The sequence below is a fragment of the Paraburkholderia sp. BCC1876 genome, from assembly GCF_902833695.1.
Taxonomy (GTDB): domain Bacteria; phylum Pseudomonadota; class Gammaproteobacteria; order Burkholderiales; family Burkholderiaceae; genus Paraburkholderia.
This window is the reverse complement of sequence record NZ_CADFGI010000012.1, coordinates 187,883-212,838: the sequence shown is the minus strand read 5'-3', so window position 1 is coordinate 212,838 and position 24,956 is coordinate 187,883. Positions and strand designations below refer to the sequence as shown.

The window sequence follows — 24,956 nt, the reverse complement described above, 5'->3', positions numbered from 1 at the left end:
TGGGTGTCTTGAGCGATCCGCCCCGTGAAACTCCGTAGCCCCACTTGATCTGCTTGCGCGGCTTGTCCCACTTGCCCGGCTTGTCCCGCTTGCTCTGGTTGTCCCGCTTGCTCTGGTTGTCCCGCTTGCTCTGGTTGTCCCGCTTGCTCTGGTTGTCCCGCTTGCTCTGGTTGTCCCGCTTGCCCCGCGTGTCCCGCTTGTTCGGCAACCCTTTGAGTATTTCCCACCCTCGTCGCCAGTACCCGCGCATCCGGCGGCTCCGCCGCCCAAACTGCCCAGCGACTCCCCGACGTCACCGTGTGTCCGCCCACCTCAGCAAGGATTGCCAGCGCATCCGTATGGCCTTCGAAGAGTTTGACGAGCCCGAGATCGCATGCGGCCACCGCCGCCAACGCGCGCCATCGCGCCAAAGTCTGACCATGGCCCGGCAGCGGAACAAACGGCGCACGATCACAGCCGTATTCGACCAGCGCGCGCAACACGTCACCGAGCGAAGCAGAATCGTGAGGATCGAAACGCGTGTTGCGCAAAAAATCTTCCAATGCCGCGGAAGGCGCCACCATGGGTTGCGCGCGCGCTGTCTCACGCTCGCGATGAACCATGTCAGACCTTTGCGGCGGCCGCGCGCTGACGCCGGCCGCACGATCTCGCGTATCGAGCATCGTGCCTCCCTGAAGCTGTCGAATGGGTGCCGGCGGAGTTTCACGCGCCGCCGCGCATGCAGACATTCAGCAAGCGACGTGCCGCACGCATCACAGCCGTGCGGACAGGGTCTTCAGGGGATAGTCTGGGCAGCACGTGCCCGGAGACGCAACGTTACGAGCAAGGCGCATTGTCAGTGTGCAAAGCACGCGCAACTATGAGCGAAGCACTTCCGCTTCGAGCGAAGCGCGCACCGTTACAAGCGAGGCAAACTCCGCTACGCACGAAGCACATCCCGCCACAAACGAAGCACTCGCACGAAGCACGCGCCACGCTACAGCACGCCTACCCCGCACCCCGCCCGCCACGCCGCGCCTCGACCTGCGCCAGCAGATCATCGAACAGCGCCAGTTCTACCGGCTTCACCAGATGCGCATCGAACCCGGCTTCGCGCGTACGTTCACGATCGCTCGCATGACCAAACCCGGTCATCGCCGCAAACATCGTGTTACCGAGTTCCGGCATGGCATGCAATCCGGCGATCGTCGCGAAACCGTCCATTTTCGGCATCGCCAGATCGATCACCGCGAGATGCGGCGCGAAACGCGGTGCGACGTCGAGCGCCTGCTGCCCTTCGTAGGCGATCCGCACCGTGTGGCCCTTGAGTTCGAGCAGCATGGCGAGACTGTCGGCCGAATCGCGATTGTCGTCGACCAGCAGAATACGCAGCGGCGCAACTTCACCGTCCGCCGCGTTCGGCGCGTCGTCCGCCGTCGTGGACGGCGCGGCGGCCAGCGGCAGACTCACCGTGAAGCTGCTGCCGCATCCCACGCCTTCGCTGGTCGCGAGAATACTGCCGCCATGCATCTCGACCAGCGATTTGCACAGCGTCAGGCCGATACCAAGGCCACCCGCGCCCACGGTCTGACCGTCCTTCTCCTGCGCGAACAGTTCGAAAATCCGGTCGAGCGAACGCACGGGAATCCCGCATCCCTGATCACGCACTTCAAGCACCGCCATGCGATGCTCGATGCGCCCCTGCACGTCGACGCTGCTGCCCACCGGCGAGAATTTCGACGCGTTGTGCAGCAGGTTCTGCAGCACCTGCACGAGACGCGTCATGTCGCCACGCACCACCACCGGATCGCGCGGCAAATGCACGACGACACGCTGCTCATGCGCGTCGGTAAACGGCCGCGCCGCTTCGATGCCGCGCGCCACCACTTCGGCCAGATCGACATCGGTCACGCGCAACTCGACCTTGTCCGACATGATCCGCCCGACGTCGAGCAGATCGTCGACCAGTCGCGTGAGATGCGTCACCTGGCGGTCGATCAGATCGCGCGAACGCGCCAGCGTGGGACTCACGCCGGTCTCCAGTTGCATCACACCGAGCGCGTTGCGCACCGGCGCGAGCGGATTGCGCAACTCATGCGCAAGGGTCGCGAGAAACGTGCGCATGCGGTCGCCCGAGCGCTCCAGCTCTTCGCGTTGACGCCGTTCGGTCAGATCGCGCGTGACCTTGGCGAAGCCGCGCAAGCGCTTTGTCTCGTCGTACACGGCGGTAATGTTGACGTTGGCCCAGAAGGTCGTGCCATCCTTGCGCACGCGCCAGCCTTCGTCCTCGACGTGACCGATCTGCCGGGCGATCGCCAGCTCGCGCGCCGGCTTGCCCGCCGCGACATCCTCCGGCGGGTAGAAGGTCGAGAAATGCCGACCGACGATATCGTCGCGCGAATAGCCTTTGATCCGCGCCGCGCCAGCGTTCCAGCTGATCACGTTGCCGTCCGGATCGAGCATGAAGATCGCGTAGTCCTTCACGCTATCCACCAGCAGCCGGAAACGCTCTTCGCTTTGCCGCAACGCTTCCAGATACGCGCGTTGCGCGGTCAGGTCGCGCGTGATCTTGGCGAAGCCCGTGACTTTGCCGTGCTGATCGCGGATCGCCGTAATTACGACGTTCGACCAGAAGGTCGTGCCGTCCTTGCGCACGCGCCAGCCTTCGTCCTCGAAACGGCCGGTTAGCGACGCCTGCTGCAGTTCGTACGCGGGCCAGCCGCGCGCTACGGCTTCGGCGGTGTAGAAGCGCGAAAAGTGTTCGCCGATGATCTCCGTTTCCGTGTACCCCTTCAGCTTCTGCGCGCCGGCGCTCCAACTGACGATGTGGCCGGTCGCGTCCAGCAGGAAGATCGCATAATCTTCGATCGCCTGGACCAGCATGCCGTAATCGACGCCGACGGGCACGCGCTTCGAGGCTGGGAAAGGGATCCCGGCCGGTGCGGGTTCGTCATTGTCATCGGCGGGAGGGACGTTGAGCTGGTTCATCGCGGTGAGGAAGGGGAAGTGGGTGACCGTCCAAAAGCATACACCGGCAGGCGGTCGCCGCCGGGCTCATGGTTTCACCTGACGCGCGTTCGACAGCACCAACGCTGTCGTGCTCAGGCCTCGCAATTGCTGGTCCTGTCCGCACTCTCATGAAAACCAGGAGCATCAATTGAAACGAGTCTTTACCACCGTTGCCCTCGCCGCCGTCATGGCGCTCGCTCACACCGCCGCGCACGCCGAGGGCTGTACCAAGGGCGCCGTCGTGGGCGGCGTGGCCGGCCATGTGGCTGGCGACCACGGCGTAGCCGGTGCGGCGGCAGGCTGCGCGATCGGCCATCACGAAGCAAAGAAAAAGGACAAGGCAGCCAGCGCGGCAGCCGCCGCTAGCCAACCGGCGGGGAAATGAAGCGACGTAACGCGTCGCCCCACGCCATAGTTCGCAGGTAAAAAAGAGCCGGTAGGGACGTTTCGTTCCCTACCGGCTCTTTCAGATTGACTGCGCGGAAGCCGCCGAACGGCATGGCGCCATCGCGACGCTCAACCCGCCGCGCCGAGCTTTTCCGCGAGCTTTGCGTCGTAGCTGGAATGCACGTGCATGCGCTTTTTTTCCGGGTACGCATACGAATACGCCTTGCGCAGCGCCAGCGACGCCTCGTGGAAGCCGGACAGAATCAGCTTCTGCTTGTTCGGATAGTTGGCGATGTCGCCGGCCGCGAAAATACCGGGCCGCGAGCTTTCATAGTTCGACGTATCCACGTCGATGCGGCCGCCGTGAATCGACAGTCCCCACTGCGCGATCGGTCCGAGGTCAGCGACGAGTCCGTAGAGCGCGACCAGATGCTCCGCCTCGAGTTGCGTCTCGCCGTCGAGGCCGCGCAACGTGATCGCCTTCAACGCATCGTCTTCAACCGTGAGCCCGGCAATCGCGCCGATCACGAAGTCCATCTCGCCCGCCTCGACCGCGCGCCGCATCAACTCGACGCTCGAATCGGCCGCGCTGAACCCATTGCGCCGATGCACCAGCGTGACGTGCCGTGCGACCTTGCGCAGCGCCAGCACCCAGTCGAGCGCGGAGTCGCCGCCGCCGGCCACGACGACGTTCTTGTCCGCGAAATCGGCGAGGCGCGGCACGCTGTAGTGCACATGGCGCGATTCCAGCGGCACGGCTTCGGCGAGCGCGAGCTTCTGCGGCACGAAAGCGCCGTTGCCCGCAGCCAGCAGAATCGCGGCGACGTCGAATACAAGGCCGCGCTCGGTGCGCACGGTCCAGCGTCCATCGGCGCGCTGCTCCACCGACTCGACGCGCTGCTCCAGATGAATCGGCGCATTGAACGGCTTGCATTGCGCCATCAGACGCTCCACCAGCTCGCGTGCGGTGCACGACGGGATCGCGGGAATATCGTAGATCGGCTTGTCCGGATACAGCTCGATGCATTGACCGCCGATCTTGTCGAGACCGTCGACGATCTCGCAGGTGAGGCCGAGCACGCCCGCTTCGAAAGCGGCAAAAAGTCCCACCGGGCCGGCGCCGACGATCAGAACGTCGGTGCGGGCAGGCGGCGTGGGTTGGTCTGCAGCGGAAGTCATGCGGTCTCTCTGTGGAAGGCGATGGCTCACCATACAGAATCGCCCGAAGCGCGGCAACGATGCCATTACGCGCGGTAAGGACGCTCGGCGCAGGGCGCTGCGCCTGATCGACCTGTGTTATCAGGCGGCAAAACAGCCGCCTCGAAGGCCGCCAAAGTGGTTACCTTGAAATACACAAAATCGGTCATTTTACAAAGCCAATCGAGCGCCTAATCTTCACTCATCGCATCACCGCATGCGTCCAACCCGACTCAGGAGTGAATCATGGAACAACGTCTCGACTTCTACAAAGCCAACCCCGCCGCCGTCAAAGCCCTGCTCGGCGTCGAAGAACGCATCGGCAAATCGGCGCTCGAAAAGCCGCTGGCCGAACTGGGGCGGCTGCGCGCGTCGCAGATCAACGGCTGCGCGTACTGCGTCGACATGCATGTGGCCGACGCCCGCAAGGGCGGCGAAACCGAACGCCGTCTCGCGACCGTGGTGGTATGGCGCGAAACGCCGTTCTTCACCGATCGCGAACGCGCCGCGCTCGAATGGACCGAAGCGGTGACGCTGGTGTCGCACGAGCATGTGCCCAACGCGGTGTGGGAAGCGGTACGCCCGCACTTCAGCGACGAAGAACTGGTCGATCTGACGCTGCTGGTGTCCGCGATCAATGCATGGAATCGCTTTGCGATCGCGTTCCGCAAGATGCCGGCTTGAGCGTGGTGCTGTAACAAACCGAGCGGCGCGCAAAGCGCTGCTCGGACCGGCGCGGATCGTCAGGCGGGCAACCCGCTCTACGCCGTTTCGTGATTTACGCCGCTTGCATGGTTCGCGTGGGTCGCGCCGTTCGATCACCCGCCACCTTGAACGCCGCGGTCAATTCGCTCAATTGCCGCGCCTGATCCGCGAGCGAATTCGCGGTCGCCGCGCTCTCCTCGACGAGCGCGGCGTTGTGCTGCGTGACCTCGTCCATCTGCGTGACGGCGAGGCTCACCTGCTGGATGCCGTCGCTCTGCTCTTTCGACGCCGCCGCGATCTCGCCGACGATCTTCGCCACCCGGCCAATCTCCGCCTCGATCTCCTGCATCGTCGCGCCCGCTTCATTGACGAGGCCCGCGCCGCTCTCCACGCGCGCGGTCGACTCCGCGATCAGGGCGCCGATTTCCTTCGCCGCCGCGGCGGAGCGTTGCGCGAGACTGCGCACTTCGCCGGCCACCACCGCGAAGCCGCGCCCTTCCTCGCCGGCGCGCGCCGCTTCGACGGCCGCGTTCAGCGCAAGGATATTGGTCTGGAACGCGATCCCTTCGATCGCGGTAATGATGCCGGTCATCTTCGACGAACCCGCGTGAATCACCCGCATCGTCTCGACCATGCTGCCGACTGAATCTCGCCCGCGCGCCGCCATGGCCGACGCCCGCGAAGCCAGTTCGCTGGCGTGATACGCGTTCTGCGCATTCAACTGCACCGTCGACGTCAACTGCTCCATCGCCGCCGCGGTCTGTTCGAGCGAAGCCGCCTGTTCCTCGGTGCGCTGCGACAGATCGAGATTGCCGGCGGCGATCTGCTGCGTGGACGACGCGATCGAATGCGAACCGGCCCGCACTGTCGTGACGGTCGCGCCGAGCTTGTCCTGCATCGACGCGACGCCGCGCAGCAGCGTCGCCATTTCGTCGTTCGAGCGGATCGTCACGTGCGTGGTGAGTTCGCCGGCGGCGATCGCGTCGAACTGGCGCAGCGCGTCATGCAGCGGCGCCATGATCGCGCGCCGCAACGTGCGCCAACTGATCAACGCGACCGTCAGGCCCACCAGAATGCTGCCGAGGCACGCCACCAGCAGCGTGTGAAACAGCGCCGCCGAGCGCTCGCTCGCGTCGCTCGCCTGCTGGTTCAGATAGTCCTCCAGCGCGCCCTGGCTCGTGTTCATCGCAGTGTAGAGGCCGATCAGATGCGCCGCGCGGCTTTCGTCCATCCAGCTCGCGTCGCCGCCGCGGATCGCCGCGATCAACTGGTCGATGCCGTCGCGCCGCACGGCGGTGCGTTTGGCGTCGAGGTCGTCGGTGAGGCGCTGCAATTCAGGCGTTTTCGGCAGCTCGCGGAACGTGTTCCACCACTTGTCCGAATCGCCGAGCAGCATGCGCGCGCGTTCGAGTTGCGCGTTCAGTTGCGGCGAGTGCGGATTGCTCATCGCCCAGTCGAGCCCGAAGCGCGCTCGCGACATCGCCGTGCCCGACTTGCCGAGCGCCACCACCGACGCGAAATGCACCGTGTACGCGTCGCGCTGCGCTTCGTTGCTTTCGTTCATGCCGAGAATGCCGAGCGCGCCGGTCGCGATCAGCAGTGCGCCGAGAAACGCGATGGTGATCGCGATCCGCAGATTGATGGTCAGGTTCCTGGTCATGAAGGGTCTCGTCGCTTTGGCTTGTTTTTGTTCCATATACGGAACCTGTAACCACATATGGAAAGTATAGCGAGTTGGATCAGGTCGAAAAAATAAAATTTGGCCGGCGCGGCAAACGCGCAACACGGCAACGAACCCGCGTCGCGCCGCCGGTCCGCCACCAACGCGTTGAATAGATTTAATTTATAGAACCATAAGAAAACAACATTATTTTTATAGCCGACGGCTTCGTATAGTCGAGCCCAGTTCGAATGCGCCGCACGCTCGGCGCCCTCTCTTTCCGCTACTGGACCACGATGAAACTACTCAAGTTCGCCCCTCTCGCGATTGTCGGCGCGCTCTCCAGCGCCGCGCATGCGCAAAGCAGCGTCACGCTGTATGGCCTGATTTCGGCGGGCGTCGGCTATGCGACGAACCAGGGCGGCAAGAACGCGTGGCAGGCGCTGTCGGGCACCAACCAGAATCCGCGCTGGGGCCTGAAAGGCGTGGAAGATCTGGGCGGCGGTACGAGCGCGATTTTCCAGCTGGAAAACGGCTTCAACGTGATGACCGGCACCGCGTCGCAAAACGGCCGCGAATTCGGCCGCCAGGCGTTCGTGGGACTCGCCAGCAAACGCTACGGCACGCTGACTTTCGGCCGTCAGTACGACACGGTGCACGACTATATCGGCCCGGTGATCATTGCGAGCAACGGCGTGAACATCGGCGATAACGACAACGGCTATAACGACATTCGCGTGCAGAACGCGGCGAAATATGTGACGCCCGACTATCGCGGCCTGAAGGCCACCGCCGAATACGGCTTCAGCAACGCCACCGGTTTCGCCAATAACAACGCCTACAGCTTCGGCGTCGGTTACGAGCACGGTCCGCTGAAATGGAGCGTGGTCTACGCGCAGTACAACAATCCGTATAGCGCCACCAATCAGGACGGCGCGATCTCGAACGACTACGCCTCGTCGCTGCTGATCTTCGCGAAGAGCGCGCTGCATCCGGCCGCCTTCGCGAGCAAACAGCGCATCTTCGGCACGGGCGGTTTCTACACTGTAGGCGCTGCGCAATTCGCCGCGCTGTTCACGGATGTCCGCTACGATTATCTCGACGGTTCGCATCTGCGTTTGCAGAACTACAACCTGAACGTGAACTATCACGTGACGCCCGCGTTCATTCTCGGCGCCGCGTACGCCTTCACCGACGGCAAATACGATGTGATCAACACGAGGCCCAAATGGCATCAGGTCAATCTGCAGGCCGATTACTTCCTGTCGAAACGCACGGACATCGCGCTGACGGTGATCGCGCAGCAGGCGGCGGGCGATGCGCAACACGCGCAGATCTTTGCTTACGCGCAATCCACCGGCATCCGGCAGATGATTACCACGGTCGGCATGCGCCACGTGTTTTGACGCCAGAGCTGACCATGACGACATTCTTTGATCCGGCCGCCCCGGTCGCTTTATCTGATCCGATCGCTCCGGCACAGCCGCGCCGTAAGTTTTTGCGCACGGCGATGGGGCTGGCCGCAGGCGCGTCTTCGTGGCCGATGCTGGCGGGCGCGACGACTCCGACGACTCTGGCGGCGATGACCGCGCAGACGACGCCCGCAAATCAAGGCGCCAATGAGAATGCGGCCGCTGCCTCGTCCAACGCCGCCATGACGCAGGACAACGCGCGCCGCAGCGTGATCATCGACTGCGATCCGGGCCAGGACGACGCGATCGCGATCCTGTTCGCGCTCGGCGCCAGCGACCGGCTCGACCTACGCGCGATCACCACGGTGGCCGGCAACGTGCCGCTCGATCTGACCGAACGCAACGCGCGCATCGTCCGCGACTGGGCTGGGCTTACGCATTCGCTGCCGGTCTATGCCGGCTGCCCGCGGCCGCTCACGCGCGAACTGATCACGGCCGCGAACGTCCACGGCAAGACCGGGCTCGACGGCGTGCCTTTGCACGAACCGCTGGCGCCGCTCGCGCCGCAACACGCGGTGGCGTTCCTGATCGAGACGCTGCGCGCGGCGGCGCCGCACAGCGTGACGCTCTGCGCGCTCGGCCCGCTGACCAACCTGGCCACCGCATTGATCGAAGCGCCCGAGATCCGCAACGGCATTCGCGACATCGTGCTGATGGGCGGCGCGTTCTTCGAACGCGGCAACATCACGCCGGCCGCCGAATTCAATATCTATGTCGATCCGCAAGCCGCGCAGGTGGTGTTCGCGAGCGGCGTACCGATCGTGGTGCTGCCGCGCGACGTCGCCGTGAAAGCGCCGATCACGCCCGCGCGCATCGCACCGATTCGCGCACTCGGCAACCGTTGCGGAACGATGGCGGCCGACATCATGGCTGCGGAAGTCGCGTATCAGAAGGGCCGCCGCGGCGTCGAATCCGCGCCGATGTACGACCCGTGCGCGACCGGTTATCTGATCGACCCGTCGTTGTTCAAGGGACGCGAGGTCAACGTAATGATCGAGACCGTCGGCGAATGGACGCTCGGCGAGACCGTGGTGGACTGGAGCGGCCACAGCGGACGCAAGCCGAACGCAACGTGGATCACCGAGGTGGACGCGGACGGTTTCTACGCCGCGCTGCGCTCACGGCTCGCGACGCTGCCCTGAGCGGGCGCAAGTCGGGATCGCAACGTTGCCTTGACCGGCGTAAGTCGACATCGCAACGTTGCCCTGACCGGCGCAAGTCGAAATTGCGAGCGACTGATAAGCGACAAGCAGGCAGCAAACAACGAGCAACAACCCGGCAACAAGCACGCGATCCGCAAACCGATGCAGCCCCTCCACCCGCCCTCAAATATGCGCGACGATCCACTCGCGGCAAGCCCGCACGTGCGGGCCGCGATCGTCGCCGTCGAGCGAGATCAGGGCGATCGAGCGGGTCACGCGCGGTTTGTCCAGACGCAGCGCGACCAGTTCGGCATCGTGCAGATGCATGGTGTAAAGACTCGGCAGCACGGCAATCGCCAGACGGTTGCGCACCAGTTCGTACAAGGGTTCGGTGTATTCGACGCGATAGGCCACGTTGAGCTGCAAGCCTTCCGCGCCGCCGGTGCGCTGCAACGCCTCGCTGACGCTGCCGCGCACGAACGCGGCGAGGTCGCGCCCCACCAGCTTCGCCCAGGCCAGGCTTTTCTTCTGCGCGAGCGGATCGTCGCGCCGCACCACCACCACGATCTGATCCTCGAACAGATCCTGATAGCGCAACGCGGCGTCGCCGTCGCGTTCGGTGGCGGGCGCGTCGGGCTCATGCACGCCGACGCCGAAGTCGGCCGCACCCTGACGCACCGCGTCGAGCAACGCGGTGTTCGGCATGTCGTTCAGCGTGAAGCGCAGCGACGGCTGTTGCGCGCGCAACGAAGCGAGCGCGGGCAGCAGACGCGCCGCGGCCGACGGAATCAGCCCGATGCGCACCGTCTGCACGCGTTCGGCGAAGGTGCTCGCCATGTCGTCGAAGGTGCCGCGCGCCTGGTTGAGCAGGCGTTCGGCGAGCGGCAGCACGCTGGCGCCCGCGTGCGTGAGCGTCAGGCGATGCGCGGACCGCGCGAACAGCGGCCCGCCGAGCAGGAACTCGATCTGCCGGATCGCGGCGGTCAGCGCCGGCTGCGTCAACGCGAGCGATTGCGCGGCCTGCGTGAAGCTGCGCGCATGCGCGAGCGTCACGAAGTACTGGATTTGCCGCAGCGTGAGCGCGGGCAGCAGGGACGAACGGTCGGTCATGGTGAGCGAAGCATCGACGCAATGCGCAGCAGTATAAATGGCACGATTACAGGATGAATCAATTGATCAATAACGAATCTTCAATGCCCAAAGCAGCGTCCGCCGCAGCACCGGCGAGCAGCAGTTGGCTCGAGCGGCGTTTCGCGCTCAGCGAACGCAAGACCAGCGTACGTATCGAAACCATCGCCGGTATCACGTCGTTTCTCGCGGCCGCTTATCTGCTGGTCGTGATCCCTTCGCTGCTGGCGGCGGGCGGCATGGATCGCGGCGCCGCCACCACCGCGACGATTCTCGTGTTCGTGCTCAGCACGGTGCTGATGGCGCTGTATGCGAACCTGCCGTTTCTGGTTGGACCCGGCATCGGCGGCTCGGTGATTCTTGGCGTCACGCTCGCGGGCGAGCATGTCGCATGGCAAACGGGGCTCGGCATTGCGTGCGTGTCCGGTGTGCTGTTCCTGATGCTGACCCTCGTCGGCGCTCGCAGTCTCGTGATGCGATTGATTCCGGCGCAGATCAAGCTCGGGCTCGGCGCGTCGATCGGCCTGTTCATCGCGGTGCTCGGCTTCCGCAATGCGGGCATGGTGATCGCCAACGCGAAAACCAACGCGCTCGCGCTCGGCGATTTCTCGCGGCCGGGCACGCTGGTCGCGCTGATCGGACTCGGCGCGGCCGTGGTGCTGCAAGGCCGCCGCGTGCCCGGCGCGATTCTGTGGGCGATCCTGATCGCGGCCGGCGCAGGCGTGCCGCTCGGCGTCACGCATCTGCCGGCGTCGTTCCTCGCGTGGCCGCACAGCATCGCGCCGATCGCGTTCAAGGTCGACCTGGTCAGCGCGCTGAGCGTGGCGTCGATTCCGTATCTGTTCGTGTTCTTCGCCGCGGAGTTTTTCTCGACGCTCGGCACCACGCTCGCAGTCGGCGCGAAGGCCAATCTGCTCGACGAAAACGCCAATCTGCCCAACATCAACCGGCCGTTTCTGGTCGACTCGATCGCCGCGACGCTCGGGCCCGTGTTCGGTATTCCGGCGCTGACCGCGCTGGTGGAATCGGCGGCGGGTGTCGAAGCGGGCGGCCGCAGCGGCTTGTCATCGCTTGCCGCCGCCGCGATGTTCGCGCTGATGTTGCTGTTCGTGCCGGTCGCGCTGGCGATTCCGAAAGAAGCGACCGCACCGGCGCTGATCCTGATCGGCCTGTCGATGTTCAGCACGATCCGTCACGCGCATTTCGACGACTTCACCGACTCGTTGCCGGTGCTGTCGATGGTTCTGCTCACGCTGATGTCGAACAGTTTCGGCACCGGCATTGCGGGCGGCCTGCTGTGCTACGTGCTCGTCAAGCTGCTCGCCGGACGGTTCCGCGAAGTGCCGTGGGGTTTGTATGTGCTGGCCGTACCGCTGGGTTACTACTTCTATACCGTGGTGAAGCCGCACTAAGGCGCTTTGACTTTGCGCTGAAGCTGCCTTGAAGCGCCACCGATCGCCGTACGTTTTCCAGCCTTTGCATTCGCACTACACTGAGTTTTGCGCACTACCAAAAACCATACCGACATGAAAGAGACATTGGGCAACGTGCCCGCATCGCGCCTCGGCATCACGCTCACCGACGCGCATCACGCGTTCTTCACCGCGCTGCCGAAGGTCGAGTTGCATTGCCATCTGCTGGGCGCGGTACGTCATGAGACATTTATCGCGCTGGCCGAGAAAAGCCAGGCGCCGATCAGCCGCGCGGAAATCGACTCGTTCTATACGCGCGGCGAGAAACCGGTCGGCGTGCTGCGCGTATTGCGCGCACTGGACGACTACCTGCTCACGCAAGCCGACGACCTGCATCGCATCGCCTACGAATATCTCGCCGACGCCGCCGCGCATCAGGTACGTCATAGCGAGTTTTTCTGGAATCCGACCGGCACGGTGCGCGTCTCGAAGATTCCGTATGCGGACGCGCAAGCCGCGATCGTCACCGCGATTCGCGACGCCGCGCGCGACTTCGGCATCAGCGCGCGGCTGATTCCGAGCATCGACCGCGAAGCCGATCCGGACGAAGCCGTCGCGCTGGTGGACTGGATGCGCGCGCACCGGGCGGAGGAAGTGGCGGGTCTAGGTATCGACTATCGCGAGAACGACCGGCCGCCCGAACTATTCTGGAAAGCGTATCGCGACGCGCGCAACGCGGGCTTTAAAACCACCGCGCACGCGGGCGAATTCGGCATGCCGTGGCGCAATGTCGAGACTGCTGTGGACCTACTGCAATGCGACCGTATCGATCATGGCTACACGATCGTCGACAACCCGGAGCTGGCCGCGCGCTATGCGGAGCGCGGCATTGTCTTCACCGTCGTGCCGACCAATTCCTACTACCTGCGCACGCTCGCGCCGGACGTGTGGGCCGAACAGCATCCCATGCGGCGCATGCCGGGCCTCGGCCTGAAAATCCATCCGAATACCGACGACCCCACCCTGCACAAGGTGAATCCGAGCGAAGCGTGGCAGGTGATGTTCAGTCACTTCGGCTTCAGCATTGCCGAATTGCGGCAGTTCATGCTGAACGGGATCGATGGTGCGTGGGTGGATGACGCCACGCGCAATGCGTGGCGTGCGGCGTGGGCGGTGGAGTTCGATCGGCTGGCGGCGGCGTTGCCGGGTTGAGCGGACTCGCCTCACTCTCCGATCCACGACCCACGCAGATCGCTGTCGTGTAAAAGCTGCATCAGCGTGCCCGCCGGCCGACTCAGCCGCCGGGCCGCCAGCGCGATAAATTCTACCGACGGCAACGCCGGCAGCGCCGCGGCATTCAACGGCGGCGCCAACCCGCGCGCCGCCAGATACTGCGGCCGCACCGTAATCCCCAGCCCACCGCGCGCCGCCGCGATACAACCCGAATGGCTGCTGCTCGTGCACACCAGTTGCCAGCTAAAACCCGCCTCGGCGAGCGCATCGAGCACGACCGCGCGCGTCACGCTCGGCTCGGCGACCAGAATCAGCGGCAGCGGCTGACTCAGATCGACCATCGTGCCGGGACGCGCGAGCCATTCGAGCCGGCCCGTGAAGAGCGGCACGCCGCGACGATCCCCGAGCCGGCGCTTACCCACCAGCAGATCGATCGACCCTGCTTCCAGCAATTCGTAAAGCTTGCCGGTCATGCCGATGGTGATTTCGAGCTCGACGTCCGGATGGGCGTCGCGAAACGCCGCCAGCACATTGGGCAGCGGCCCGAGCGCGACGTCGTCCGATGAACCGAGCCGCACGCGCCCTTTCAGGCGTGGCGCGCGAAACTGCGATTCGGCCCGCGCAAGCGCCTGCAAGATCACGCTGGCGTGCGCGAGCATGGCCTCACCGTCGGCGGTCATGGCCAGTGAATGGGTATCGCGCACGAACAGACGGCGGCCCACGCTCTCTTCGAGCCGCCGGATGTGTTCGCTGACGCTCGACTGCGTCAGGTCGAGCCGCCGCCCCGCCTCGGTGAAGCTGTGGCAGGCGGCGACCGTCGCGAAGGTCTTGAGCCAGATGGGGTTGAGCATGCTGCATTGTCGCGCTGCTTATCGGCATTGTCGATAACAGTCAGCGTTCTTAGTGGGGTTCCCGATTGACGGGTATGTCAATATCATGACTGCACTCCCCCAATGAATGCCCCGAGTTCGGGCGCCTAGCCGCCCGCCTTGCCGCCCCGTAAAAATGAACAAGGATTCCGCCCAAACCGCGCTGCTGTGGATCGTCGCCGCCGGCTTTTTCATGCAGTCGCTCGACACGACCATCGTCAACACCGCGTTGCCGTCGATCGCGAACAGCCTGCACGTGGCGCCGCTCGCCATGCAGCCGATCATCATCGCGTACACGCTGACCATGGCGATGCTGACGCCCGCGTCCGGCTGGCTTGCGGACCGCTTCGGCACGCGTCGCGTGTACTTCGTGGCGATCCTCATCTTCGTGCTGGGCTCGATCTGCTGCGCGAGCGCGCATACGCTCGGCCAGCTGGTGATCGCGCGGGTACTGCAAGGCGTCGGCGGTTCGATGCTGCTGCCGATCGGCCGGCTCGCGGTGTTGCGCAGCGTGTCGGGCGAACAGTACGTGTCGGCGCTGGCGTTCATTTCGGTCGCGGGTCAGTTGGGACCGATCGCCGGTCCGACGCTCGGCGGCTGGTTCGTGCAGGACATGACGTGGCACTGGATCTTTCTGATCAATGTGCCGATCGGCGCGGTGGGCCTCTACGCGGTGCAGCGCTTTCTGCCGGCGCATGGCGAGACCCAGGCGCCGCCGTTCGACTTCGTGGGTTGCGGGCTGCTGTCGCTGTGCATGATCGCGTTTTCGCTGTCGATCGAAGCGCCGTTCTCCACGCATCGGGCGGCCTGGGCGGCGGGGCTGTTCGTGCTCGCCGTGGTCAGCGCCCTCGCCTATATTCCGTACGCGCGGCGTCGTCGCAATCCGTTGTTCAAACTGGCGCTGTTCAGCGAGCCGAATTTCAGCGTCGGTCTGATCGGCAATCTGGTGTGCCGTATCGGCTCCAGCGCGGTGCCGTTTCTCGTGCCCTTGCTGCTGCAATTGCAACTCGGCTATTCGCCGCTGCACTCCGGTCTGATGATGCTGCCCGCGGCGCTCGCCGGCACCGTCGCCAAACGCTGGATCGCGCCGCTGATCCGCCGCTATGGCTACGACACGTTTCTGCTCGTGAACACGCTGATCGTTGGTTCGTCGATCGTTGCGTTTGCATTGATCACGCGCGGCACACCGCTCGCCATCGAAATCGCGATCCTCGCGGTGTTCGGTGCGGCCAACTCCATGCAGTTCGCGGCAATGAACAGCGTCACGCTCAAGGACCTCTCGCATGAAGATGCGGGCAGCGGCAACAGCCTGTTTTCAATGGTGCAGATGCTGGCGATCGGGCTGGGCGTGTCGATCGGCGGTGGGCTCGTGAATCTGTTTTCGGCGCAATGGGGCTCGGCGGCGCTCGGCTTTCGCCTCAGCTTCGCGTGCGTGGGCGTAATCACGCTGGTGTCCGCGTGGATCTTTCGTCAGCTCGACGTCGCACCGGCGCAACCCAAAGTGCGCGCGCCGGCAACGCACAGCGCGGGACGCTGAACGACGGTATCGGCGGTATCGGCTGTATCCGCCATCAATCCGGCAAACGGATGCCGGACAACCCCGCGCACGCTTCGATCAGGCGCTCCTGAACCGCAACGTCATGTACCGCCGGATGCGTTTCGCGCGGCTTCATGTGATAAAAGTACGCGCCGCTGACGGTGGCCGCCGGTTCATCGCTGACAGCGAGCCACACCTGCGTGGTCGGCGCGGCCGTCAGATCGTCCGGCGCACCCGCCCCGCCCATTTTGGTCGCGACCCAGCCCGGCTCCAACGCATTCGACAACACCTGCGGCCAGCGGCGCGCCATCGCGAACGCCAGCAACGCGTCGTGCAATTTCGAATCCGAATACGCGGCCGTGCCTTGCCACGGCCGACGCTCCCAGGCGAGATCGTCGAGGCTCGCGTCGCCGCTGCGATGCAGGCCCGAGCTGAGATAGACGAGCCGCTGCGGCTTCCCGATCAGCGCGGTCAGGACATACGGCGCCAGCGTATTGACCGCGAACACATGCGGTAAACCATCGACCGTGGCGATCCGGCGCGGCTCCTGATAACCGACCGCCGCGTTGTGGATGATCGCGTCGAAACGGCCCAGCCGGTTCACCTGCTCCGCGAGCGCCATCGTTTCAGCGAGGCTCGACAGATCGCCGGCCAATGCGTGCTCCGCTTGCGGCACGGCTTTCAAAGCTTCTTCGGCGCGCGCCGCGTTGCGGGCGTGCAAAACCACCTGGTGTCCGGCATCGACAAGCCGTCGCGCAGCCATTTGACCGAGGCCATCGGCGGAACCGGTAATAAATATTCTCGACATGACGCGTTCTCCGTTATTCCACTCGAATATGCCCTGTGCATGACGAGAATCGCATGCCTTCGTCATTCGAGCGAGTTCACGAAGATTAACGCCCACCCCGCGATTGACGCGATAGCTTCGCTGTCATTCCAGTCATGACAAGACATCATTGATCGGCCTTGCTGGGCGGCCTTTGCACAACCTGTCATGTGAATTCAAACAGATTTTCGCGTTAGCATGTCGTGCATTAATGCATAAGAAAGGAATAACAGATGCCATTTGACGAGCGCATGCTGAACGGCATGGGCGTGTTGACGGCGATCGTCGATTGCGGCAGTTTTGCGGCGGCGGGCGAAGCACTCGACATGTCGCAATCCGGAGTGAGCCGTTCGGTCGCGCGGCTCGAAGCGCGGCTCGGAATCCGGCTGTTCGACCGCACCACGCGCTCGGTCACGCTGACCGACGAAGGCCGGCGCTTCTATGAACAGATCGTGCCGCTGCTGGGCGGCCTCGAAGAAGCGGCCTCGTCGGCGGCGCAAGGCGCGACGGCCGTGCGCGGCCGACTGCGCGTGAATATGGATCCGTTCTTTTCGCGGCTGGTGCTCGGGGCCCGGCTAGGCGGGTTCATCGACAGGCATCCCGATCTGCAACTCGAGTTGATCACGCGCGATCAATTGGGCGATATGGTCAGCGACGGTTTCGATATCGCGATCCGTTTCGGCGATCCGCCGGTGTCGTCGCTGATCGCGCGCAAGCTGCTGGATACGCGGATTCTGACGGTGGCCGCGCCGTCGTATCTGAAGAAACACGGGCATCCGGCTACGCCCACGGACCTCGAGACGGGCCAGCACATCTGCATCAAATTCCGTGATCCGCTCACCGGTTATCCGTTCGGTTGGGAGTTTCACCGCGGGCGCAAGAAGGTGATGCTGACGCCGCAAGGTCCGCTGACGGTGAACGACGTGGGCACCATGCACAGCGCGTGCGCGGCAGGCCAGGGCGTCGCGCAGATTCTGGCGCTCGGTGCGGAACCGCTGCTGTCTAGCGGCAAGCTCGTCGAACTTTTTCCCGATTGGGGCGATGAGCTTTATCCGCTGTATGCGCTTTATCCTTCGCGGCATCATCCGCCGGCCAAGGTGCGGGCGTTCTTCGACTTCGTGGTGTCGCTGACGGGTGGCGCGGCGCGGGAGCCGGCGGGTTGAGTTTGTGAGGAGCGGCGTGCGGCTTGATGGGTGGTGTGTGGTGTGTGGCGAGTCCGATAGGACGTGGCGAGCGTCATGCTTCACGCTTCATGCGTCACTCGCACGGCCGCGCGTTACCACTCGCTCGGTTGCCAGCTCAATATCGCCAGCTCGCCCGATCAATCGATCAATCGATCAATCGATCAATCGATCAATCAGGAAATCGTATAGCGCGTCTGTGGCCCGGCGACATACACGCCGCGCGCCAGCATCAGGATCTGCTCGCGATGCAGATCGAAGGCCGCTAATACCGCCCGTTCGTCGGAACCGGCCTCGGGACTCAGATTCGAAATCACCGAATCGTTGACCGCGAAGGCGATCTCGCGCGCGTTGTCGTATCCCCAGAAATTGACGCAATGATGGCTCGCGTCATAGCTGCGACTCGGATTCGGGAAGTTGAGTTTCATGTTGTGCTCCTCGGGCGGGTCGAACTTCCTCACGGTGCGCTTTCTGCCGTCGACGGTCAAGGTTTTTGTCGGTCGTAGCGGACGCTTTTCAGCGCCGTTTGATGCAGCGCACCTCATACGGATACCGAATCAGTTCGCGCTGAAAATCCTGCGCTTGCGCTGCACGCGGATCGTGTGAGAGCGGCATGAGACCTGCATGAGCGCGCCGACTCCCCGCACCGGGTCTGCGCCTTGCTGAATAGAAGATGTTTTCCAACCGAGGAGAAAGCCATGAGTGCAACTCAAGAGCATACCAACGACAAACCGGCCGACATCGAGCATCCGCAACCGGCTGTTCATAGCGATAACGAGAAGAGCAAGCTCCCCGAGCGCGGCGATCAGGATCGCGATCAGTCGCCCGCCGACCGTCCCGGAAAGCAACCCGGCGAGGGTGAGCCGTCAGTGAGTTGAAATATTGAGCATCAAGCTGCGGGCGGCTTTGCTGCGTTTTGGCGGCAAAGCCGCATGAATTTTTCCCTAACACCCGCTTTCATAAGCCAAACATTTCTTCCTGATTTTTACCGAATATTTTTTCGCCGCAATGGACTATTTTTCTGCCTGCAACGCTGAGCGCGCCAGGCGAATCGGCTGCCGCCCCTTACTGAATAACAACGGCGACGTCCATCATGTCCATCTCATCAGGCTCCCTTCTTTCCACCGTCTCCGTCTGCCTGCCCACCTGCCACCGTCCTGAACTGGTGGTGCAGTGCATCGATTCGTGCCTCGCGCAGAGCTACGGCAATCTGGAAATCGTGATCGGCGACGATTCGAACGACACACGCACCCAGCAGTTGATCGAGGCGCGTTATCGCGACGAGCCGCGCGTGCGCTATACGCTGAACCGGCCGCCGCTTGGTCAGGCGCGCAACGTCGCGAGTCTGTTCGAGCGCGCGACGGGCGACAAGATCCTGCTGATTCACGACGACGACCTGCTCACCACGGACGGCGTCGAGAAACTCGTGTCGTTATGGAAGCAGCATCCGCAACTCGACGCCGCGTTCGGCGATCAATACGAAGCCGATCACGCGGGCGCGATCGGCTTCGACGGCAGCCGGCAATTGAATATCGATTTCCGCCGAACCCGAGACGCAGAAGGCCTGCAGCCGTTGCCGGGCAGAACCGGTTTGATCCAGATGTTCCCGAACAACGGCTGGATGGCCGACGCGCAACTCGTGAAGCGCATCGGGTATTCGGAGCAGTACGGCATGTGCTGCGATTTCGTGTTCGGCGCCGAGTTGTGCCTCGCGGCGCGCGAGGTGTTTTACCTGCACGACTATGTGTCGGTGTATCGCAAGACGGCGACATCGATCTCGCATAGCACGCGCGGCACGGCGATCGCCGCGACGGTGAGCGCGTATGCGTTCGTCAAGGCGCTGTCCTTACCGCCGTCGCTGGAGCCGTCACGCAGGCTGGCGTTGCGCCGCCTCGCGCCGATCGTGGTGTCCGTGCACGCGCGCAATCGCCAGGTGCGGGCGGGTCTGAAGATCCTGTTCGGGCATCTGTTCGCCTACCGTTATGGGCTGAGCAAGCGCTTTTACTACCATCTCGCGATGCTCGCACGCGCGGGGTTCAGCGTGCGGCCGCAGGCTGTTGCGGCGGCCGCAGTCGCCGCGGTGGCGGCTGCGCCCGCCGTTGCCGCCGAACCGGTGGCCGCGGTGAAGGAGCTCGTTTCCGAATTGGTCGCGGACCGGTCCGAACCGGTGTGAGGCTGGATTGCTGGCGCTAACCGGCGCTAGCCGGCATGCCGGCATGTCGGTCATGCGCGTTTCCTGCCAAGCATCCCTCTGCTTAGCAAACGCGTATTTGTTGCTTGGTGTGGGATGCCGCGTTGATTACGATGAACCCGATCCATCATCATCAGCCGAGGTGATCCGCCATGTCCGATAGTGCCTGTTTCAAGCCGCGTGTGATCGAGCCGGTCGTCGTCAACCAGCCGGAAGGATTGGGGCTCGCCGTGGAGTTGTGGCTCGCCCATCCTGTTGATGGCATCGCAGGGCGAGCGCTGCAGATTCATTTACGCAGCGATGCGAAGATGGCGCAGGCCGAGGCGCTGCGCGATCTGCTGCATGCATTGGGCACGGATATCGTGGTGGCCTGAGCACGCGGCTCATCAAACGTCGTGCGGTAGAAGCCTGTGACGCTTCACGGCTCGTGGCGCAAATAGCCCTCTTTCGACGGATCGCGCATGCGCAGCGAAACAATCCCGGCGATCGCGCACAACGCGGTGACGTACCAGAAGAAGGTCGTCTCGCTGCCGATCGACTTCAGCCACAGCGCCACATATTCCGCCGAGCCGCCGAAGATCGCATTGGCCACCGCGTACGATAAGCCGACGCCGAGCGCGCGCACTTCCGGCGGGAACATCTCGGCCTTGATCAGCCCGCTGATCGACGTGTAGAAGCTGACGATCGCCAGCGCCACCACCACCAGACCAAACGCCGCGTACGGGCTCGTCACGTCTTTCAGCGCATGCAGCAGCGGCACCGTGCCGATGGTCGCGAAGAAGCCGAAGAACAGCATGGAACGACGCCGGCCGATCCGATCCGACAATGCGCCGAACGCGGGCTGCATCAGCATGTAGACGAACAGCGCCGCGGTCATCACATTGCTGGCGGTTTTCGCGTGCATGCCGGCCGTGTTGACCAGGTACTTCTGCATATACGTGGTGAACGTATAGAAGATCAGCGAGCCGCCGGCCGTGAAGCCGAGCACCGTCATAAAGGCGCCCTTGTGCAGCCATAAGCCGCGCAGCGTGCCGGCTTCCTTGCGCTGACGCGTGGCGGCCGTAGTGGTTTCCTCGAGCGACTTGCGCAGGTACAGCGCGACCAGCGCCGCCAGCGCGCCGATCACGAACGGCACGCGCCAGCCCCACGCCTTCAGCTCTTCAGTGGACAGCGTTTGTTGCAGGATCACCAGCACCAGCAGCGCGCACAACTGGCCGCCGATCAGCGTGACGTACTGGAACGATGCGAAGAAACCGCGCCGGCCTTTCAGCGCGACCTCACTCATATAGGTCGCGCTGGTGCCGTATTCGCCTCCGACGGACAAGCCCTGGAAGAGTCGCGCGACCAGCAGCAAGGCCGGCGCCAGCGCGCCGATCTGTGCATAGGTGGGCAGCACGGCGATCACCAGCGAGCCGCCGCACATCATGAACACCGAGACCATCATCGCAGTGCGGCGACCACGCTTGTCGGCGAGGCGGCCGAAGAACCAGCCGCCGATCGGCCGCATCAGGAAGCCCGCGGCGAACACACCCGCCGTGTTGAGCAACTGCGTGGTGGTGTTGCCGCTCGGGAAAAACGCCGGCGCGAAATACAGCGCGCAGAACGAGTACACGTAAAAGTCGAACCACTCGACGAGATTGCCCGATGAAGCGCCAACGATCGCGAGGATGCGGCGACGCGTGTCGTGAGCCGAGGCTACGGTTTGGTCGGTCAGGTCGGTCATGCTGTTGTCTTTCCTTGTCTGTAAGCGGAAGAGGCGGTCGTAGCGCCGCCTTCACAACGCGCGTGGCGAGGTGCTCATCGCGTGCGTGCGCGAATTTTACAGAAATGCAAGGAGGAGATGGGGGTTTGTCAGGTTCGAAATGCCTGCCTGCGGCGACGCTACGCGCCATCGCGAATGCGGATTACCGGAAACCGGTACCTTAGTACCGGTTTCCGGTAACTGGCATAGCGTTCCTGCTGAGTCGTCGCCCTCCAAAAACAAAGCCAGCTCGAAAGCTGGCTTTGTCTTCAGCAACACTCAAAGGCGCAAACCCTCACACCCGCACCGCCGGCGGCACATAGCGGCACTCATAGCGCTTACGCACCGTGCCGTTTTCATCGACGCTCTCCAGATAGACATCGAATTGCCACAGCCGCGCCATGTGCTTGAGCACTTCCTCGCTATCCCCCGACAGATGCCGGTTGTCGCTCATGAAGTGCCGCAGCGTCAGACTCCGGTCGCCGCGCGTATTAACCGCCCACACCTGAATATTCGGCTCCCGGTGGTGCATGTCGTACTGCCGCGACAACGCCTGACGCACATACTGATAACCACTGTCGTCGTGAATCGCCGAGACTTCGAGCGAATCGCGCATGTCGTCGTCGAGCACCGAGAACAAACGCATTTCCCGAATCAGATGCGGCGACAGATACTGCGCGACGAAACTCTCGTCCTTGAAGTTGCGCATCGCGTAGTGCATGGCCGGCAGCCACGGACTGCCCGCCAGCTCCGGAAACCAGCGGCGGTCTTCTTCGGTGGGCGCTTCGCAGATGCGGCGAATGTCGCTCATCATCGAAAAACCGAGCGCGTACGGGTTGATGCCGCTGTAATACTGTTTGGTGACCGGCGGCTGGTAGACCACATTGCTGTGCGAATGGAGAAACTCCATCATGAAGCCGTCTTCCAGCTTGCCCTGCGCGTACATGGTGTTGAGCAACGTGTAGTGCCAGAACGTCGCCCAGCCTTCGTTCATCACCTGGGTCTGCCGCTGCGGGTAGAAATACTGCCCGACCTTGCGCACGATGCGGATCACTTCCCGCTCCCACGGCTCCAGCAGCGGTGCGTTTTTCTCCGCGAAATACAGCAGGTTTTCCTGCGGCTCGGGCGGGTAGCGCTCCTCGATTTCCTCCGGCAACGGCGTATGCCGGGTCGGCAAGGTGCGCCACAGTTCATTCACCTGCGACTGCAGATACGCCTCGCGTTCGCGCCGCGCCGCGAATTCCTTTTCGAGCGACAGCTTCTGCGGACGCTTGTAACGGTCCACGCCGTAATTCATCAGCGCGTGGCACGAGTCGAGCAACTCCTCGACCCGATCGAGCCCGAAACGCTCCTCGCACTCGGCGATGTAATTCTTCGCGTAGACGAGGTAGTCGATGATCGCGTGCGCATCCGTCCAGAGCTTGAACAGATAGTTGCCCTTGAAGAACGAGTTGTGCCCGTAGGCCGCATGCGCGATAACGAGCGCCTGCATCGTCATCGTGTTCTCTTCCATCAGATACGCGATGCAAGGGTTCGAATTGATGACGATCTCGTACGCCAGCCCCATCTGCCCGCGACGGTAGCTTTTTTCGGTGGAGAGAAAGTGTTTGCCGAACGACCAGTGACGGTAGTTCACCGGCATCCCGACGGACGCGTACGCGTCCATCATCTGTTCGGCGCTGATGAGTTCGAGCTGGATCGGATACACGTCGAGTTCATATTGCTCTGCAACACGGGCAATATGCGAGTCGTACTCTTCGATCAATTCGAAGGTCCAGTCGGACGGGCACGGCAGAGGCCGTCTATCGGCTACGTTCATACGGACTTCCCTTTGCCCCTCAGTGGGCGTTCCGGTGTGTCCCCGTGCTGCAGCGGTATCGACTGCTGCTCCGGCAGTAGCGGAGCCCGGCGGCTGCGCTGCTGCCTCGGCATGCCCCGACGATTGCTGCTGCGGCACGCCTTTCCCGCGCGCCGGCTGATCGCCGCGCGCTTCGTTGTGCAGGCGCTTCGACGTCACGACGACGCAACCTGCTTTTCAAACAGCTCACGAAACACCGGATAGATATCAGCCGCGGTTTCGACCTTCTTCATCGCCATATGCGGTTGGCTTAACGCCAGTTGCGCATATTCGAGCCACAGATTCTGCTCTTCGGGCGTCACCTGAATATACGCAAAATAGCGCACCTTCTCCAGGATGTCATCCGACAGTATCTTGCGGCACTTCGGCGAGTCGTCGGTCCAGTTGTCGCCGTCCGACGCCTGGGCGCCGTAAATATTCCATTCAGTCGGCGAGTAGCGCTCGTCCATCACCTTCTGCATCAGCTCCAGCGCGCTCGACACCACCGTGCCGCCGCTTTCGGTCGAATGGAAGAACGTGTCTTCGTCGACCTCTTCGGCGCGCGTGTGGTGGCGAATGAACACGACTTCGATCTTCTCGTAGTTCCGCTTGAGGAACAGATACAGCAGAATGAAAAAGCGCTTGGCGAGGTCCTTGCGCTGCTCGTCCATCGAGCCGGACACATCCATCAGACAGAACATCACGGCCTGGCTGGACGGCGTGGGCTGCTTCACGCGATTCACATAGCGCAGATCGAACGGATCGATAAACGGAATCCGCCAGATGCGCCCGCGCAAATGGTGGATTTCCTCTTCGAGCAGTTTGATCTCGTCGCGGCGGTCGTCGGGGTCGGCCTTCATGACGTCCAGTTGCCGTTCCATCTCGTGCAACTGGTTGACGAGCGGCGCGCCGAGCGCGATGCGGCGGCCGAGCGCGCTGCGCAGCGAACGGACCACGTCGATATTGTTCGGCGTGCCTTCCGCGGCCCAGCCCGCGCGGATGCTTTTCCACGTCGGCACAGCCATCAGATGAGTTTTGACGAGTCGCGGCAGTTCGAGATCGTCGAAGAAATACTGCATGAATTCTTCGCGGCTCAGCTCGAACACGAAGTCGTCCTGCCCGTCGCCTTCGTTGCTGGCCTGATTGCCGCCGCCTCCACCGCCGCCGCCCTGCGGGCGCTGGATCTTGTCGCCGCGAATGTAGTCGGCGTTACCCGGGTGCACCATCTCCCGCTTGCCGCCAGGACCATGACGGAACGACGGCTCCGCAATGTCCTTGCGCGGGATCGTGATGCTCTGGGTGTTCTGGATGTCTTTGATGCTGCGGTCGCGTACCGCTTCCGAAACGGCGCGACGAATGTAGTTCTTGACGCGACGCAAAAACCGCTCGCGATTCGCAATGCTCTTGTTTTTGCCAGCTAACCTGCGGTCGATAATTTGATGAAGCACGC

At 63.5% G+C, this 24,956-nt stretch carries 21 protein-coding genes and 1 pseudogene; 11 read left to right on the top strand and 11 right to left on the bottom strand.

The genetic code is table 11. The annotated features are described in order from the left end of the window. Positions 1 to 233 precede the first annotated feature (233 nt). Positions 234 to 662 (bottom strand): annotated as a pseudogene (locus HWY05_RS38500) (acyl-CoA dehydrogenase); the annotation flags it as partial. Between the two features lie 325 nt (positions 663 to 987). Next, a complete protein-coding gene (locus HWY05_RS32380; protein ID WP_176060893.1) occupies positions 988 to 2,967 on the bottom strand; it encodes a PAS domain S-box protein in 1,980 nt (659 codons plus the stop codon). A gap of 208 nt (positions 2,968 to 3,175) precedes the next feature. On the opposite strand from HWY05_RS32380, the gene HWY05_RS32375 reads away from it, so the two are divergent. Then, positions 3,176 to 3,373 carry a hypothetical protein gene (locus HWY05_RS32375; protein ID WP_051980241.1) on the top strand — a complete coding sequence of 66 codons (198 nt, stop codon included), beginning with the start codon at positions 3,176 to 3,178 and terminating at the stop codon, positions 3,371 to 3,373. Between the two features lie 131 nt (positions 3,374 to 3,504). On the opposite strand, the gene HWY05_RS32370 is transcribed toward HWY05_RS32375, so the two are convergent. After that, positions 3,505 to 4,554, bottom strand: coding sequence for an NAD(P)/FAD-dependent oxidoreductase (locus tag HWY05_RS32370; RefSeq protein ID WP_176060892.1), 1,050 nt, complete (start codon positions 4,552 to 4,554; stop codon positions 3,505 to 3,507). Positions 4,555 to 4,818: 264 nt separating this feature from the next. Between HWY05_RS32370 and HWY05_RS32365 the strand changes: the two genes are divergently transcribed. Beyond that, positions 4,819 to 5,256, top strand: a complete 438-nt coding sequence (locus HWY05_RS32365) for a carboxymuconolactone decarboxylase family protein (RefSeq protein WP_176060891.1) — start codon at positions 4,819 to 4,821, stop codon at positions 5,254 to 5,256. 94 nt (positions 5,257 to 5,350) lie between these two features. Here the strand turns inward: HWY05_RS32365 and HWY05_RS32360 are convergent, their stop codons facing one another. Next, the gene (locus HWY05_RS32360; RefSeq protein WP_176060890.1) at positions 5,351 to 6,937 is read right to left on the bottom strand and encodes a methyl-accepting chemotaxis protein; all 1,587 of its coding nucleotides are present in this window, start codon (positions 6,935 to 6,937) and stop codon (positions 5,351 to 5,353) included. Positions 6,938 to 7,233: 296 nt separating this feature from the next. Here HWY05_RS32360 and HWY05_RS32355 point away from each other — a divergent pair, with 296 nt between their 5' ends. After that, complete coding sequence (locus HWY05_RS32355) at positions 7,234 to 8,343, top strand: porin (protein WP_176060889.1); 1,110 nt, start codon at positions 7,234 to 7,236, stop codon at positions 8,341 to 8,343. Positions 8,344 to 8,357: 14 nt separating this feature from the next. Further along, the gene (locus HWY05_RS32350; protein ID WP_244146756.1) at positions 8,358 to 9,551 is read left to right on the top strand and encodes a nucleoside hydrolase; all 1,194 of its coding nucleotides are present in this window, start codon (positions 8,358 to 8,360) and stop codon (positions 9,549 to 9,551) included. 183 nt (positions 9,552 to 9,734) lie between these two features. On the opposite strand, the gene HWY05_RS32345 is transcribed toward HWY05_RS32350, so the two are convergent. Continuing rightward, on the bottom strand, positions 9,735 to 10,661 hold the full coding sequence (locus HWY05_RS32345; protein ID WP_035545781.1) for a LysR family transcriptional regulator: 927 nt from the start codon (positions 10,659 to 10,661) through the stop codon (positions 9,735 to 9,737). An 83-nt stretch (positions 10,662 to 10,744) separates the two neighbouring features. Between HWY05_RS32345 and HWY05_RS32340 the strand changes: the two genes are divergently transcribed. Both HWY05_RS32340 and add read left to right on the top strand, forming a co-directional pair. Then, positions 10,745 to 12,091, top strand: coding sequence for an NCS2 family permease (locus HWY05_RS32340; RefSeq protein ID WP_176060888.1), 1,347 nt, complete (start codon positions 10,745 to 10,747; stop codon positions 12,089 to 12,091). Between the two features lie 114 nt (positions 12,092 to 12,205). Beyond that, a complete protein-coding gene (gene add, locus HWY05_RS32335) occupies positions 12,206 to 13,303 on the top strand; it encodes an adenosine deaminase (RefSeq protein ID WP_176060887.1) in 1,098 nt (365 codons plus the stop codon). 11 nt (positions 13,304 to 13,314) lie between these two features. Here add and HWY05_RS32330 read toward each other — a convergent pair whose 3' ends face one another. Further along, on the bottom strand, positions 13,315 to 14,175 hold the full coding sequence (locus HWY05_RS32330) for a LysR family transcriptional regulator (protein ID WP_035545785.1): 861 nt from the start codon (positions 14,173 to 14,175) through the stop codon (positions 13,315 to 13,317). A gap of 106 nt (positions 14,176 to 14,281) precedes the next feature. Here HWY05_RS32330 and HWY05_RS32325 point away from each other — a divergent pair, with 106 nt between their 5' ends. After that, positions 14,282 to 15,730, top strand: a complete 1,449-nt coding sequence (locus HWY05_RS32325; RefSeq protein WP_176060886.1) for a DHA2 family efflux MFS transporter permease subunit — start codon at positions 14,282 to 14,284, stop codon at positions 15,728 to 15,730. Between the two features lie 34 nt (positions 15,731 to 15,764). On the opposite strand, the gene HWY05_RS32320 is transcribed toward HWY05_RS32325, so the two are convergent. Then, positions 15,765 to 16,538 carry an SDR family NAD(P)-dependent oxidoreductase gene (locus tag HWY05_RS32320; RefSeq protein WP_176060885.1) on the bottom strand — a complete coding sequence of 258 codons (774 nt, stop codon included), beginning with the start codon at positions 16,536 to 16,538 and terminating at the stop codon, positions 15,765 to 15,767. A 251-nt stretch (positions 16,539 to 16,789) separates the two neighbouring features. On the opposite strand from HWY05_RS32320, the gene HWY05_RS32315 reads away from it, so the two are divergent. Then, the gene (locus HWY05_RS32315; protein WP_176060884.1) at positions 16,790 to 17,719 is read left to right on the top strand and encodes a LysR family transcriptional regulator; all 930 of its coding nucleotides are present in this window, start codon (positions 16,790 to 16,792) and stop codon (positions 17,717 to 17,719) included. Positions 17,720 to 17,913: 194 nt separating this feature from the next. Here the strand turns inward: HWY05_RS32315 and HWY05_RS32310 are convergent, their stop codons facing one another. Then, a complete protein-coding gene (locus tag HWY05_RS32310) occupies positions 17,914 to 18,165 on the bottom strand; it encodes a DUF1488 domain-containing protein (RefSeq protein ID WP_035545794.1) in 252 nt (83 codons plus the stop codon). Between the two features lie 270 nt (positions 18,166 to 18,435). Between HWY05_RS32310 and HWY05_RS32305 the strand changes: the two genes are divergently transcribed. The 3 genes from HWY05_RS32305 (at position 18,436) to HWY05_RS32295 (ending at position 20,302) form a co-directional block, all read left to right on the top strand. Then, entirely contained in the window at positions 18,436 to 18,615 is a 180-nt protein-coding gene (locus tag HWY05_RS32305; RefSeq protein ID WP_035545796.1) for a hypothetical protein, read from the top strand. Positions 18,616 to 18,830: 215 nt separating this feature from the next. Continuing rightward, the gene (locus tag HWY05_RS32300) at positions 18,831 to 19,910 is read left to right on the top strand and encodes a glycosyltransferase family 2 protein (RefSeq protein WP_176060883.1); all 1,080 of its coding nucleotides are present in this window, start codon (positions 18,831 to 18,833) and stop codon (positions 19,908 to 19,910) included. 170 nt (positions 19,911 to 20,080) lie between these two features. Next, positions 20,081 to 20,302 carry a hypothetical protein gene (locus HWY05_RS32295; RefSeq protein WP_035545800.1) on the top strand — a complete coding sequence of 74 codons (222 nt, stop codon included), beginning with the start codon at positions 20,081 to 20,083 and terminating at the stop codon, positions 20,300 to 20,302. Positions 20,303 to 20,346: 44 nt separating this feature from the next. On the opposite strand, the gene HWY05_RS32290 is transcribed toward HWY05_RS32295, so the two are convergent. The 3 genes from HWY05_RS32290 to HWY05_RS32280 all read right to left on the bottom strand — a co-directional run bounded on the left by HWY05_RS32290 (position 20,347) and on the right by HWY05_RS32280 (position 24,954). Then, entirely contained in the window at positions 20,347 to 21,651 is a 1,305-nt protein-coding gene (locus HWY05_RS32290) for an MFS family transporter (RefSeq protein WP_176060882.1), read from the bottom strand. A gap of 313 nt (positions 21,652 to 21,964) precedes the next feature. Then, complete coding sequence (locus HWY05_RS32285) at positions 21,965 to 23,686, bottom strand: SpoVR family protein (protein ID WP_035545806.1); 1,722 nt, start codon at positions 23,684 to 23,686, stop codon at positions 21,965 to 21,967. Then, entirely contained in the window at positions 23,683 to 24,954 is a 1,272-nt protein-coding gene (locus HWY05_RS32280) for a YeaH/YhbH family protein (protein ID WP_035545808.1), read from the bottom strand. The genes HWY05_RS32285 and HWY05_RS32280 overlap by 4 nt, the downstream gene beginning before the upstream one ends. Between the last annotated feature and the right edge of the window lie 2 nt (positions 24,955 to 24,956).